At 55.8% G+C, this 13,263-nt stretch carries 15 protein-coding genes; 7 read left to right on the top strand and 8 right to left on the bottom strand.

Annotated features, from left to right (window positions below):
* The first annotated feature begins 215 nt into the window (after positions 1 to 215).
* Both L1047_RS07785 and glgA read left to right on the top strand, forming a co-directional pair.
* Positions 216 to 551 carry a hypothetical protein gene (locus L1047_RS07785; RefSeq protein WP_235278313.1) on the top strand — a complete coding sequence of 112 codons (336 nt, stop codon included), beginning with the start codon at positions 216 to 218 and terminating at the stop codon, positions 549 to 551.
* A 280-nt stretch (positions 552 to 831) separates the two neighbouring features.
* On the top strand, positions 832 to 2,307 hold the full coding sequence (glgA, locus tag L1047_RS07780; RefSeq protein ID WP_235278312.1) for a glycogen synthase GlgA: 1,476 nt from the start codon (positions 832 to 834) through the stop codon (positions 2,305 to 2,307).
* Here glgA and L1047_RS07775 read toward each other — a convergent pair.
* Positions 2,298 to 3,281: an NAD(P)-dependent alcohol dehydrogenase gene (locus L1047_RS07775; RefSeq protein WP_235278311.1), complete on the bottom strand. Its 984-nt coding sequence runs from the start codon at positions 3,279 to 3,281 to the stop codon at positions 2,298 to 2,300. The two genes, glgA and L1047_RS07775, sit on opposite strands and share 10 nt — an antisense overlap.
* Positions 3,282 to 3,375: 94 nt before the next feature.
* Here L1047_RS07775 and L1047_RS07770 point away from each other — a divergent pair, with 94 nt between their 5' ends.
* Together L1047_RS07770 and L1047_RS07765 are read left to right on the top strand one after the other, a co-directional pair.
* Positions 3,376 to 4,032, top strand: a complete 657-nt coding sequence (locus L1047_RS07770) for a TetR/AcrR family transcriptional regulator (protein ID WP_235278310.1) — start codon at positions 3,376 to 3,378, stop codon at positions 4,030 to 4,032.
* A 152-nt stretch (positions 4,033 to 4,184) separates the two neighbouring features.
* Positions 4,185 to 5,219 (top strand): alpha/beta fold hydrolase, encoded by a 1,035-nt coding sequence (locus L1047_RS07765; RefSeq protein ID WP_235278309.1) that lies wholly within the window; start codon positions 4,185 to 4,187, stop codon positions 5,217 to 5,219.
* Positions 5,220 to 5,261: 42 nt separating this feature from the next.
* Here the strand turns inward: L1047_RS07765 and L1047_RS07760 are convergent, their stop codons facing one another.
* The 3 genes from L1047_RS07760 to rimP form a co-directional block, all read right to left on the bottom strand.
* Complete coding sequence (locus L1047_RS07760; RefSeq protein ID WP_268836194.1) at positions 5,262 to 5,909, bottom strand: flavin prenyltransferase UbiX; 648 nt, start codon at positions 5,907 to 5,909, stop codon at positions 5,262 to 5,264.
* 115 nt (positions 5,910 to 6,024) lie between these two features.
* Positions 6,025 to 7,395 carry a transcription termination factor NusA gene (nusA, locus tag L1047_RS07755; protein WP_235278307.1) on the bottom strand — a complete coding sequence of 457 codons (1,371 nt, stop codon included), beginning with the start codon at positions 7,393 to 7,395 and terminating at the stop codon, positions 6,025 to 6,027.
* A gap of 80 nt (positions 7,396 to 7,475) precedes the next feature.
* Positions 7,476 to 7,949 (bottom strand): ribosome maturation factor RimP, encoded by a 474-nt coding sequence (gene rimP, locus L1047_RS07750; protein WP_235278306.1) that lies wholly within the window; start codon positions 7,947 to 7,949, stop codon positions 7,476 to 7,478.
* A gap of 298 nt (positions 7,950 to 8,247) precedes the next feature.
* Between rimP and L1047_RS07745 the strand changes: the two genes are divergently transcribed.
* On the top strand, positions 8,248 to 8,769 hold the full coding sequence (locus tag L1047_RS07745; protein WP_235278305.1) for a TIGR02652 family protein: 522 nt from the start codon (positions 8,248 to 8,250) through the stop codon (positions 8,767 to 8,769).
* Between the two features lie 133 nt (positions 8,770 to 8,902).
* Positions 8,903 to 9,388: a 2Fe-2S iron-sulfur cluster-binding protein gene (locus L1047_RS07740; protein ID WP_235278304.1), complete on the top strand. Its 486-nt coding sequence runs from the start codon at positions 8,903 to 8,905 to the stop codon at positions 9,386 to 9,388.
* A 16-nt stretch (positions 9,389 to 9,404) separates the two neighbouring features.
* Here L1047_RS07740 and L1047_RS07735 read toward each other — a convergent pair whose 3' ends face one another.
* Positions 9,405 to 10,046, bottom strand: a complete 642-nt coding sequence (locus tag L1047_RS07735; RefSeq protein WP_235278303.1) for a PAP/fibrillin family protein — start codon at positions 10,044 to 10,046, stop codon at positions 9,405 to 9,407.
* A 251-nt stretch (positions 10,047 to 10,297) separates the two neighbouring features.
* Between L1047_RS07735 and L1047_RS16765 the strand changes: the two genes are divergently transcribed.
* The gene (locus L1047_RS16765) at positions 10,298 to 10,726 is read left to right on the top strand and encodes a zinc ribbon domain-containing protein (protein ID WP_443081709.1); all 429 of its coding nucleotides are present in this window, start codon (positions 10,298 to 10,300) and stop codon (positions 10,724 to 10,726) included.
* A 14-nt stretch (positions 10,727 to 10,740) separates the two neighbouring features.
* Here L1047_RS16765 and L1047_RS07730 read toward each other — a convergent pair whose 3' ends face one another.
* From L1047_RS07730 to obgE, 3 genes are all read right to left on the bottom strand, one after another.
* Entirely contained in the window at positions 10,741 to 11,436 is a 696-nt protein-coding gene (locus tag L1047_RS07730; protein WP_235278900.1) for an L-threonylcarbamoyladenylate synthase, read from the bottom strand.
* Positions 11,437 to 11,633: 197 nt separating this feature from the next.
* Positions 11,634 to 11,984, bottom strand: a complete 351-nt coding sequence (locus L1047_RS07725) for a hypothetical protein (RefSeq protein WP_235278302.1) — start codon at positions 11,982 to 11,984, stop codon at positions 11,634 to 11,636.
* 62 nt (positions 11,985 to 12,046) lie between these two features.
* Complete coding sequence (gene obgE / locus L1047_RS07720) at positions 12,047 to 13,093, bottom strand: GTPase ObgE (RefSeq protein WP_235278899.1); 1,047 nt, start codon at positions 13,091 to 13,093, stop codon at positions 12,047 to 12,049.
* Positions 13,094 to 13,263: the final 170 nt, after the last annotated feature.

The raw sequence follows: 13,263 nt of genomic DNA, 5'->3' as shown, positions 1-13,263 counted from the left end.
TTCCGAATAGGCTGATGAGATCTGCGACTACGGCATTAGAAGACGATGTGATCCTGATCAATGCAGGATCAATGCAGGGGATCCCTGTCCAAAAAGACTGCCCAAAAAGACTGTTATCCATCGAAAGTATTCATGGATCCCATGCAGAAAATGTTTTGATCCTGACTGACGCAATCGATAGGTTGGGAATGTGAACAGGCTCAACGGTCATCGGTATGAAAAACACACAACTCAAGGTTTCTCAAGGTTGGATCCCGCTTCATGAAATGGAAGGGGTTGAATCTGAATCTCAAACGTCTTCTGCTCGGTTTCGCGCCATTTTGCAAGCTCTTGGGTCAGGACTAAAGCACATCTGGCAGGCAGTAGCAACCTTCTGGGTGGGCTCCGATGAGGTTCAAGTTTGGCAAAGCCGCGATCGAGCCGGTCATGTCCTCTGGCATGCTTACGATCCAAAAACGGGGACGTCTGCTGCTATCTCCACTGAAGATGAGTTGCGCACCTGGATCGAAGAGCTTTATTACCACCCTGGCATTAGCCGTTTGATTCCTTAACTGGATTCTTTAAGCAGACAGCATCTCTAGCTTGTGTTGGCAACGCTGAGGTTGCCCCTGTGTAGGGATCCGACCCCAGAACAGGGTCTCCTCTCTTCACCAGCGCTGCCTCTGCCTAGCGGATAAAACGGTTTGAGCCTGAACCCCACCAGCCAACTTAGCCATTCCACGAGGGATCCCTGACTAGGGATCCTTTGTCATTGCCGGAGATGTCCTATCGCGGCCAAAAGAGATTATCTTTTGTGAAGAAAGGTAAGGCACTACTGCGGGAGATCTCGAAATGTACATCGTGCAGATTGCGTCTGAGTGTGCCCCGGTGATTAAGGTGGGAGGTCTGGGGGATGTGGTGTACGGCCTCAGCCGGGAGCTAGAAGGGCGCGGCCACTGTGTCGAGTTGATTTTGCCCAAGTACGACAACATGGGCTACGACCAGATCTGGGGGATGCACGATGCCTATCGCGATCTCTGGGTGCCTTGGTATGGCGGGGCGATTCACTGCTCGGTCTATTGTGGCTGGGTGCATGGGCGTCTTTGCTTTTTTATCGAACCCCATTCGGGAGACAACTTCTTCAACCGCGGTTGTTACTACGGCTGCCACGACGACAATATGCGTTTCGCCTTTTTTAGTAAGGCGGCGCTGGAATTTCTCTTGCGCAGCAACAAACGCCCAGACGTGATCCATTGCCACGATTGGCAGACCGGATTGGTGCCGGTTTTGCTATTCGAGATTTATAAGTACAACGGCATGTGGAATCAGCGGGTGTGTTACACCATCCACAACTTTAAGCACCAAGGCTTCGGCGGCTCGGAAATTCTCTGGGCAACCGGGCTCAATCGCGAATCCTATTACTTCCATTACGATCGTTTGCGGGATAACTTCAACCCCTTCTCTCTCAACTTTATGAAGGGGGGCATCGTATTTTCCAACTTTGTCACCACAGTTTCCCCTAATCATGGTCTGGAGGTACAATTTGGCGATTATAGCTATGGGCTGGGCCATACCCTTTACCTACACCAAAATAAGTTTCGCGGTGTTTTGAATGGCATTGACTATGACATTTGGAACCCAGAGATCGACCGTTTTATCCCGGCCACCTATACCGCCAAAACCCTAGCCGACAAAGCCAAAAACAAAAAAGCCCTACGGGATCGTCTTCTATTGCAGGATGTCGATAAGCCGATTGTCGCCTACATCGGACGCTTGGATGAACAAAAGGGAGTGCATCTGGTGCATCACGCCATCTATCGCGCCCTGTTCAAAAAGGCCCAGTTCGTGTTGTTGGGGGCAGCCACCGAGCGGGCGATTGGCTCTTGGTTTGCTCACGAAAAGCGCCACCTCAACGACAACCCCGATATCCATATCGAGCTGGGATTCAACGAAGAACTCTCCCACCTAATCTATGCTGGGGCAGATTTGATCGTGGTGCCCAGCCATTACGAGCCCTGCGGCCTCACCCAGATGATCGGGTTGAAATATGGCGCGGTTCCGGTGGTGAGAGGGGTGGGCGGCTTGGTAGATACCGTCTTCGACCGGGACTATGACACGCAAAAATTACCCGAGCAGCGCAATGGCTACGTGTTTTACCAGACGGATCCGGCGGCTCTAGAGTCTGCCTTGGATCGGGCCATCGACCTTTGGTACGAGTCTCCTGCCCAGTTTCGCCAGTTGCAAGCTCAGGGCATGGGCTACGACTACTCCTGGAACTACCCCGGCAAGGAATATCTGGAGATCTACGACTTGATCTGCTACCGCTGACCTACAGATCCGATGCTGATGGCCACTTTCCCACATACCTGCCGCTGTTCAAGGGCACAAATGGCATCTGGCACCTGCTCAAGGGGGTAGGTCCGATCCACATAGGGGTAAATCGTGCCCCTTTCAATCCAGTCTTTCAGAATGGTCAAATCCTTTGAATTGGGCTGACAGACCAAATTCTTGACCCTGCGGCCACTCAGAGTAGACATCAGGGATCCCAGCAGCAGTACCTGGAAAAAATAGGGCATGGATCCCCCTACCATCACATAGCGCCCCCCCGGCTTCAAGGCAGCCAAGGAGGCAAACACGGAGCGATAGGCAGCCGTATCCAGAATCAGGTCAAAGCAGGGATCCTTGCGCACGGCTTGGTCATAATCCATTACCTCATCGGCCCCCAGCTTGCGCACCCCCTCTTTCTTGTGAGGGCTGCACACCCCCGTTACCTCAGCCCCCAAAGCTTTGGCGATCTGCACCGCAAAGGATCCCACCCCTCCGGCGGCACCCCTAACCAGCACCCGTTCACCCGCCCGAAGCTGCCCCACATCCCGCAATCCCTGCAACGCCGACAATCCAGACACCGGGACTGTGGCGGCTTCTTCAAAGGTGAGGTTCTCAGGCTTGAGCACCAAGGCGGACTCCGGCACACTCACATACTCCGCAAAGGCCCCGAAGCCACATTCCGTCAGATCCCCAAACACGGGATCCCCTGGCTTAAACTGACTCACTGCCTGACCAACAGCTTCCACCTCTCCTGCCACATCAGAACCGAGAATGGTGATCTTGGGCCTGCGGATCCCACCGTAGATGAAGCGCAGCAAGAAGGGATCCCCGCGCATTAGATGCCAATCTCCGGCATGAACCGAGGCCGCTCGCACCCGCACCAACACGCTACTGGCCGATACAGGCGGACGATCCACCTCCTGTAGATGCAGCACCTCGGCAGATCCATACTCGCTCTGGACAATGGCTTTCATGGTGGGATCCCTGACAATCTGAACGTACAGCGTAAGTTTAGCGTACAGTGCAAGCTGATGAGTAGATACCCTGTAAAACGTTGAACTTAGCCCAATGTCTGCGTTGCCCCTAACCCGAGAGCGGATCCTCCAGGCTGCCCTGGAGTGGGTGGATGCCGAGGGACTAGAAGCCCTGTCGATGCGCAAGCTGGCCCAGGCGCTGGGGGTGAAGGCGATGTCGCTGTATAATTATGTGGCCAGCAAAGATGACATTCTCGATGCTCTGGTGGATCGGGTGATCGGCGAGATTGAGCTGCCGGATCCTGCGTTGGATTGGAAAGAAGCCATGCGACAACGGGCTATCTCGGCACACGAGGTGCTGCTGCGTCATCCCTGGGCGACGATGCCGATTGTGTCGCGGATGAATGTCGGGCCAGCCATGTTGCGCTATGTGGATGCCACGCTGGGCTGTTTGCTGGGGGCGGGCTTTTCTGCGGAAATGGCGGATCATGTCTGGAATGCCATAGACAGCCATATCTATGGCTTTACGCTGCTGGAGCTAAACTTCCCGATTGCCGCAACGGAGTATGTTTCCATGGCCAAGCACTTTATCGACTGGATCCCGCCGGAGCAGTATCCCCACCTGAATCACCTGACTCATCTGATCCTTCAGGGAGACTATGACGGCCTACATCATTTCGAGTTTGGCCTTGAGTTAATCCTCAATAGTCTAGAAAAATTGCGAGGTACGGCTCTTTCCAGTGCAGATTGAAACTGAGATCGCATATCATCCCTGGTATTCACTGGCATTCGTTAAGTACGAGCTAGCCTTGCCGCTATTCTCCTCTGGTGGGGGTTCCAACCAGAGGCCTACTGTGAGGAAACCGCTAAAATCAGTCTATTCTGCTGGAGATGGGCCTGTTGTTGTCACACACTCCTTCATTACACGGACTGAACTCTCAGGATTCTGAGTCGGTTCTCCCCCGCTACGGGCACCCGCAAACCTGGCACTGGCGCGGTTGGCCTATTCACTTTACCTACACTCCTAGCCGTGCTCAAACAACAAGCGGGCAAGTCAACCTAAGCGCGGCCCCGGCCCTTTTGATCCATGGGTTTGGTGCCTCTGTGGGCCACTGGCGACACAACATTCTCCCCTTGGGATCCCAGCGTTCGGTGTATGCCCTGGATTTGTTGGGGTACGGGGGCAGCGCCAAGCCGGAGATTGCCTATAGCGTTGATCTGTGGGTAGAGCAGGTATACGAGTTTTGGCAAACCTACATTCAGCAGCCGATACTCCTGGTAGGCCACTCGATCGGGGGGTTGGTGGGGGTGATCGTGGCGGCTCGCTATCCGCAGATGGTAAAGGGATTGTGTTTGATTAGCTGTGCCGATGGCCCTCATCCAGAGGAGTTGTCCCCCCCTTGGGATGGCTTGGTGCAGGCTTTGTGTGATGGGATCATGGCGGTGCTGGGGTGCCCGCTCACCTATCCGTATCTATTCAACTGGCTGCGGCGAACGGAGGTGCTGCGGGGTTGGATCAAGAATGTCTACAAACGAGATGAGCAGGTAGACGACGAACTGGTGCAGATCTTCCAGAAACCGGCTTTTGATCCAGGGGCTGCCCATGTGTTTTTGGATAGCCTCAGGGCGATCCTCAGCCGCCGCTTCGACAGCCCCAAACGCCTGTTGCCAACACTGAAGATGCCGATTTTGTTGCTCTGGGGCCAAGAGGATCCCGCGGTGCCGAGTTTTTTGGCGGATCAGTTCAAGCGCTGGCAGCCCGCCCTCACGCTGGTCAAGCTGCCGGGGGTGGGCCACTGTGCCCACGATGAGCTACCCGATTGGGTGAATGTGTTGATCGGGGAATGGGCCGCCAGTTTGGAGGTAGGTTCAAGTTACAGCTCAGGGCAAAGCCGAGTTGGGTCGCCCCGCTCCGCGGCAGAACCCCAGGTCAACTGATAGGTGATGGGCAAGCTGGGATCCCGTTCCAAGCCTAAGCATCTAAGCATCTGGAGGTAGGGTCAGGGCACTGTGCTGCCGCATCCCTTGCCAACGCTGGATCAAATCGCTGTCGATGCCGAACTGATCCAACGCCTTCACCACGACAAAATCCACCAGATCCAAGATGGTGCGTGGCTGATGATACCAGGCGGGAATGGCAGGAACAATTCGCACCCCTGCCTCCGCCAAGGTGGTCAGGTTGCGCAGATGAATCAGGCTGAAGGGGGTTTCTCGAGGCACCACCACCAATCGCCGCCCCTCCTTCAGTTGCACATCGGCGGCCCGTTCCAGTAAATCCGAACTGAGCCCGGCTGCCAGTTTGGCCACAGTACCCATGCTGCACGGGATCACCAACATCCCCTCCGTGCGGTAGGAGCCACTGGCAATGGTCGCCCCCACATCCTGCCAACGGTGACAAACCAGGGATCCCGCCTCACTGTCTGCCTGTTTTCGCCAAAAGAGGGCTTGTTGCTCGGGATCCACCGGCAGTTGCATCCGCTGCTCCCCTTGCCACACCTGGTAGGCTGCCTTGGAGGCCACCAATTCAACGCGGTAGTCCAGGCTGAGCAAGACGTGCAAAGCGCGCACAGCATAGAGCATTCCCGATGCGCCGGATATGCCAAGGATGATGGGTTTGGGCGAAATCAAAATCGAGCAGGCAAAGGCTTACTTTAGTCTACCGTTTCCACTTCTTAGGGATATCGAGCAGGCAAAGGCTTACTTTAGTCTACCGTTTCCACTTCTTAGGGATCCGGAAGCAGCTCTACTTTTGAGGCTCGGCAATATCGAACTCGGCATCGTAGTCGAAGTCTTCTTCTTCCTCAGCCCAATCTTCCTCCATCAAGTCGTCCTCCTCTAGATCTTCTGTCTCCAGGTAAGACTGTTCTTCATACTCCTCCTCTAAGCCCAAAGCCGCTCGTTCTGCCCGCCGTTGGAAGCGCTCCAAAGCCATCGGACTGATGAAGGGATAGGGCAATCCTTGAGCTTTTGCCTCCTCCATCGCCGTTCGATAACTCTCCACTTCTTTGATGTCGATTTTCCAGCCCGTAAGGCGGGCGGCTAGACGCACATTCTGCCCCTCTTTGCCGATGGCCAAACTGAGCTGATCGCTATTCACCAGCACATGCGCCTGCTGGATCTCGGGATCCACCAACAATACTTCCACCACTTTGGCGGGGCTGAGGGCATTGGCGATGTAGGTCGCCGGATCCGGCGACCAACGAATCACATCGATTTTCTCGTTGCGCAACTCGGCTACCACCGCCTGAATCCGGGATCCGCGAGCGCCGATACAGGCCCCCACCGGATCTACATCCCGCTCAACCGTATCCACAGCAATCTTGGTGCGCGGCCCCACGGTACGCGAGGGCGGGTTAGCTTCCCGTGCCACCGCCACGATCCGTACCACATCGTCTTCGATCTCCGGCACCTCATTGGCAAACAGGTTGACCACCAAACCGGCATCAGCCCGCGACACCTGCAACTGGGGCCCTCGCCGGGATCCCTCATGCACCCGCTTGAGGTACACCTTCATCACCGCGTTGGGGGTATAGCGATCGCTGGCCAGTTGATCCCGCTTCAGCAGTTCTGCTTCGACTTCCGGCTGCCCAAACCCGCTGGATACGGACATAATCACCGTCTGCCGTTCCAGGCGGAGTACCCGCGCCTGTAAGACTGTATTTTCCAGATCGCGGAATTCTTCTTGGATCAGACGGCGCTGCTGATCCCGTAGCTTTTGGGCCAGCACCTGCTTGGTCTGAATGGCCGCCATCCGCCCAAATTCTGCCTGCTGCGGGGTGACATCATTGGTGACTTCCCATCCCACCTCAGCTTCTGGGTAATCCTGCTGCACATCGTAAAGGGAGATCTCGTGATCCGGAGTTTCCACCTGTTCGACGATAGTTTTGGTGGCCAACACGCGAAAACCACCCGCCTCCACATCCAGCTCCACATCGAAGTTGTGAAAGTGTTCTTCGTCAAAAGCAACATCCCGCTGCAGGGTTTTACGGTAACGCTCGTAGCCCTTGAGCAGCGCCTCCCGCAGAGCATCGGTGACCACATGACGAGGCAAATTACGCTCCCGTGAGATCATCTCCACCATTTCTGCTAAACCGGGCAGGGGCACCATCGACATAAGAACCGTTCTCCTGAAAGAATGCTAAAAACCTTGTTCGCGTAACCTAAGCCCAACCCCACCTCAGGGATCCCTGGGCCCTAATCCGTTTCGGCCTCGGAAAGAGACACCCGCTGTACGGAAGCACGGGGCAACCGGACGCGCCGCCCCTTGAGGGATAGGGCAACCGTCTCCTCATCCCGACCCAACAGATGCCCTGACCAGAGGGCTTTGCCTTTGTAGGGGGGATCCAGGGCGACCTCCACTGCAAAGCCTTTGAACACCGTGAAGTCCCGGTCGCTGTTCAAAAGGTTATCGAGGCCGGGGCTAGAGATCTCCAGCACGTACTGGCCAGGAATCAGATCCACTCGATCCAGCTCCGCTTCCAAGGCTTGACTCATGGTTTCGCAGTCGGCATGGCTGGTGTCTTGCTCCGGATCCAGCGGGCGAATATCCACCCGGAGGATGGGCGGATGTTGGTTGGTGTGAAAAACCATCTGCACCAGCTCGTACCCCAGTTGAGTGGCCAAGGGGCGGGCTAGGATTTCCAGCTGTGGGATCAGAGGGTGGGCCATAACACACTCGATATCAACACCAGGAAGTGGCAAAGCCCATCTGGGCAACGGCAACCCCTAAAAACACAAAAAAAGTGGGCACTACCCCACTCCCCGTTTTTGTTTCGGAGGTTGTCAGAGATTCGACCCGAGTTGGCGAGGCCAGGGTTAAGGGGAATCCCTATTTCTCACCTTAGGAGATCCTGCCAGATTTTGCCAGGGGATCCCTTCCCGGTCAGATCCCCACAAAGGCAAGCTCCTATAATGTGGACAACTGTGGGTTTGCCCGCACACACAGCCCATTTTTGTGGGGTTCTCTATGACGGTCGCCTTTTCCTATCCCATTTTCGGCCCCAGCATCCAGTGTCCCCACTGTCGGCAAACGATTGCTGCCCTGACCCTGACGGATACCTATCTTTGTCATCGGCATGGCGCGTTTGAGGCAGACCCTGAACAAGAAGAATTGGTACATCTGCAATCGGGGCGGCGTTGGCGCTTCTGGGAAGGCCGTTGGTTTCGCCAACATACCCATGCAGATGGGATCCGCTTTGAGATTCATGAAGAATTGGATCGGTTGCGGATGCAGGGGCTGCGGGCTACCCAGGTGGTGGTTGCCGAACGTTACTGCCAATTGCTCACCCCCTATTTGGAGCAGGGATCCCATCGTCGCCCTGGCCCACCCCGCCTCTACGGCCTGCCCGTCAGTTTTAGTTCCAATGCCCCAGACAGTCCCAATTCAAACGGATCCCCCAACCGCTGGCGAGTGATCAACTTTGAGCTAACCCACGAGATCGATCCGGCCATGCGGCAGCCGCAATCCCGTCTGCAATTGTGTGATTAGCCTGACCCCTGTCGAAGTCCCCAAAAACGGGATCAACCGGCCAAACTGGAGTGGTCAATGATCTGAAGCGAATGCTACCGGGATCCCCTTCCATGGGCAAGCTATTGTTAAGAGATGTAACAAGAGGAAGCGCATGGTCAAGCGCGTGCGGTTGGATCCGATAGCTCAGGTGTCGGAAATTGCCACCAATAGCAATTTGCTCTCGGTACTCCTGCAAGAGGATCTGAATGTATTGAAGGAGTGTGGCGGGCGCGGCCTCTGTGCCACCTGTCATGTTTACGTCAAAGAAGGGATGGGATCCCTGTCTGGCTTGACCAAGCGGGAACAGCGCACCCTGGAAGTGATTACCACCTGCAAGCCCAATTCTCGCCTCGCCTGCCAAGCACGTGTGCTGGGGGAAGGGGTGGTGGTGGAACTGCCCGCAGGGATGTACATCAACGCCTTCAAGGATATTGAGGCTTTGATTGGGCGGCGGGCGGAACAACCGCTGTTGCACCCTGTAACAGGGATAACCCTGGTGCAGGAAGGAAAGTTGATCACCCGTTCGGTGTTGGAATCGGTGAAAGGGTTAGACCTCGACATCCAGCAAACTTTGGCCCAGAGTAGCCAGGAGTTTTGAGGGAGTGCGCTCTTGCTCACCCTTTTTTGTGGGCTTCAGAGGATACCTTCTGCAAAACGAAGAGGCTCCCTTCGCTGCCCCGACCAATGCGCAGATCTTCATCCAGATAGGTAATATCTAACCAGCCGCTTTGTTCCCGGCGGCGAATGTCGATCTTGAGGGCCGGGATCCGTGCCGGATCATGTTCTAGCAAATCCAGAAAGCTCTCGATCTCGTAGTTCATCAGCATCTGGGATCCCAGTACAAAGCGCTCGAACACCACCTGCACCCGCCGTTCCGATTCCGGTGCGAACCGAGCCGACACGGCAAAAATCCCCCGAGGCACCCAAGCCCCCAGCCAGCCGGATCCCTGTACCTCCGCCACGTTAAATACCTGCTTTGTTTGGGTGCGAATGCACTGGTAAATTTCCCCAGTGGTTAGGATGGGCAAACTGTTGGCCAGGCGTAACAGATCTGCACTCGTGGTGAAGAGGGTCAACCAATTGCCCTCTAGCAATTCAGGAGTGGATATTGGGATAGGGGTGGGGTTGAGGGCTTCTAGAGCAGCGATTTGCGCCAAAAGCTTGGGTTTTTGGTCGGGCAAAACATTGCGGCCCCGATTGGTCGTCTCGAGGGTACGCAACAGCTCCAATTTTTGCTGAGCCAGAGCTTCGGGCATGGGCAAACCGCGCAGACACCGCCTCTATTCTAGGGTTCGCCGGACAGAGCACCGGATCCCGATCTTTTAGCTAATCGGCGGCTAGACCGCAGGTCGTTCCTAGCCCCGCGCTCTCCCGTTGGCGTAGCCGTGCCTCTGGCACTAGGGGAGCGTCGGGAGGAAAGCCAAGGGCGCTGAGGGGGTTGCAGCAAGCTGCCGCTGATGCGAACGATGCCCCCGAAGTGCCCGAGTCAGGGGAATCTTGCTGTTCAATGGTGGACAAGGCAGACGTAACCCTTGTAGAGGATCTGAAAGTCGCCAACATGACCCGCCGATGCAAGCCAAAGACGGGTGAAGGCGGCGAGTTTTTGCCTAACGGTCAATCGGCCAAGTCTGGGCTGAACAAAAGTTTTGCTGATGCTGGCATAGCCGGGTTCCTGAACGAAATCCTTCCGTACAAAGCTGCAAAAGCTGGGCGGTTGGTCGCGAAGGTTAACCCCGCTGGCACATCCCAGCATTGTGCAATTTGCCTGAACAGAGTGCCGAAGGAGTTGTCCGACCGCTGGCATAACTGCCCCCACTGTGGAGTGCCTAAAAAAAGTGGGCCTGGGACATCGGCTCACTCTAAAACGCGAAGGTCGAAAGACTGGAGAAGCCCGCCCTCTACGCGTTGGCGCAAGCCTGCCGTAGGCACAACGTGAGGGTCGGGAGTATGTCACACCCTCAATTCTGTCACCTGCAAATCCGCCACTTGGTCGTACCCCAAACCAGCACGCACCACCAACGGCTCCGGCCCTGTCAGATCAATCACCGTCGAAACTTTGGCTCGGTAGGGAGCCTCATCATCCAGCACCAGATCCACCTGTTTTTCCAGATGCTTCATTTCCTCTGCAGCAAGACTTTCCAGCCCATCTTCAGCTTGCCCTTCGCGACCAAAACTGACATCCAGGGAGCCGACGGTATCCCCACTCAACTTAGCGGAGGTCGAAACAATTGGATTACCCAGCTCCCCTAACAAAGCCTGACAAATGCTGGAATCGGGCACACGAATACCTGTGGTTTTCCGTTTCGGATCCATCACCAGCTTGGGAACCAGTTTGGTAGCGGGCAGCAGAAAAGTAAAGGGGCCAGGGATCAACCGACGCATCAACCGATAGGCGGGATCCGTTACCTGAGCATAGTGGGCGATCCGCGATAGAGAGGGGCACAAAAAAGTGAGAGGTTTGTCGTTGGAAAGCTGCTTAATGCGGCGCACCCGCTCAACCGCCTGCTTGTGGGTGACATCACAACCAATGGCATAGACCGTATCCGTTGGATAAAGCATCACAGCGCCATCTCGCAAAGCCGCCGTGATCTGCTGAATGGAACGTGCCTGGGGATATTGAGGATGGAGCTTGAAATACTCGGCCATGGGGGAGAGGAGCAAAAAGCGGGATCCCAAACCAAACCATTCGATCCAAGTTGATCTCAGTCGATCCAACCCAATCGTGCTATGCCTACGGCACCCTGCCGGGAACCACACGACTCGGAGGGGCGTCGAGATCCCCCGTCACCTTAACAAAAAATGAACAAACAAATGAACAAACAATGGGATCCCTCCGACGCATTTCACGGGTCGGAACCTTCTCCCCCCAAGGGCTCAAAAAAGCGGGGTGTGGGCGGCACCAGCATGGGCGGGGATCCCTCCAACTGCTGCATCAAGGCTTGAATATGCAGCCGGGGCAAATAGGGCCAATCTCCCGCCTCTTCTAGATCTTGCAGCACACGGTAGAGGGCTTGACGAGTATTGGGTAACGACTCCCGAAAGGTGCCATCCAAGATCAACCGATGCATTTCCTCCAACAGCCGCAGGAGCATCAACAGATCCACACAGGCTCCTGCCCTGACTTGAGCCGCCTGCTTTATGGCCAACATGATTTGACGCAAATCCGGTGGCAGATTCTCCTCCGAAATGTACATAGGGTCTCTAGGTCTTGGGAAGGCACAGGCTTATTTTAAGTTTGCTGCGCACCAGAACTCGCCTAGTGTACAGAGTTTCCAGAGATTAAGCCAAACTCCACTGTGCCAGAGGGCTGTCTTTCTAAGCTCAGTTGTTCCCACACCCGCTGCAGCAAGGGATCCAACCCCTGCTTAGCAATGGCGGAAATGGCCAAAACCGAAGTGGCAGCGGCGGTGGATAACCCTTGGGAGCGTTCGGCAATCTCTTGGGGCGCGAGGGCATCGATCTTATTCAAAACCAGAATCTGCGGTTTCTCCGTAAGGCCATGGCCGTAGGCTCGCAGCTCCTGTTGGATCGTCTGGTAATCCTTGACGGGATCCGCCGCCGTACCATCCACCAAATGAATCAAGACCCGCGTCCGCTCCACATGCCGCAAAAACTCGTGTCCTAACCCCACCCCCAAATGGGCACCCTCGATCAGCCCGGGAATATCGGCAAACACCACCCCATCTCCCAGCGGATGGGGTACCACCCCCAAATTGGGCTGCAACGTTGTGAAGGGGTAGTCGGCAACCTTGGGTCGGGCGGAAGATACCACCGAAATCAGGGTAGATTTGCCCGCATTCGGCAAACCGACAATGCCCACTTCGGCGATGAGTTTCAGCTCCAGCCGCAGGCGCACATGCTCTCCCGGTTTGCCCTCAGTAAACTTGTGGGGGGCACGATTGCGATTGCTCAAAAAGTGGGCATTGCCCATGCCCCCCTTGCCCCCTCGAGCCACCAGCAGTTGATCCTCTCGATGGGTCAAATCCCCAAGTATTTCCCCAGTTTGGGCATTGCTCACCACCGTGCCACAGGGCACCCGCACCAGCCGATCCGCGCCACTGGCTCCGGTGCGATTGTTTGGCCCCCCTTTGGCCCCATGCTCGGCTTTGATCACATGCTGAAAGCGGAAATCCAGTAGGGTTTGTAGATTGGGATCTGCTACCAAAATCACCGAGCCCCCGCGTCCACCATTGCCCCCAGAAGGCCCTCCAGCAGGCACATATTTCTCTCGGCGGAAGGCGACAATGCCATCTCCGCCATCCCCGGCTTGTACCTCTATTTCCGCTTGGTCAATAAATTGCAACCGCTGCTCTCCCAAATCCCTATCTAGCTTGGCAGGATCCGGAGGAAATCTGCCACAAACGGCACACCCCTAAGCTAGGATGGTATTTCCCGAACCTATTGCCCTGTCGCGTGTGGGGTGATAGGAGAGTGAGCTCTCCGGGGACTTGGTCATCTGGTTCACTTGTTCTT

Source organism: Synechococcus sp. Nb3U1, assembly GCF_021533835.1.
Lineage (GTDB): Bacteria > Cyanobacteriota > Cyanobacteriia > Thermostichales > Thermostichaceae > Thermostichus.
This window is presented reverse-complemented; position numbering and strand designations above follow the sequence as displayed.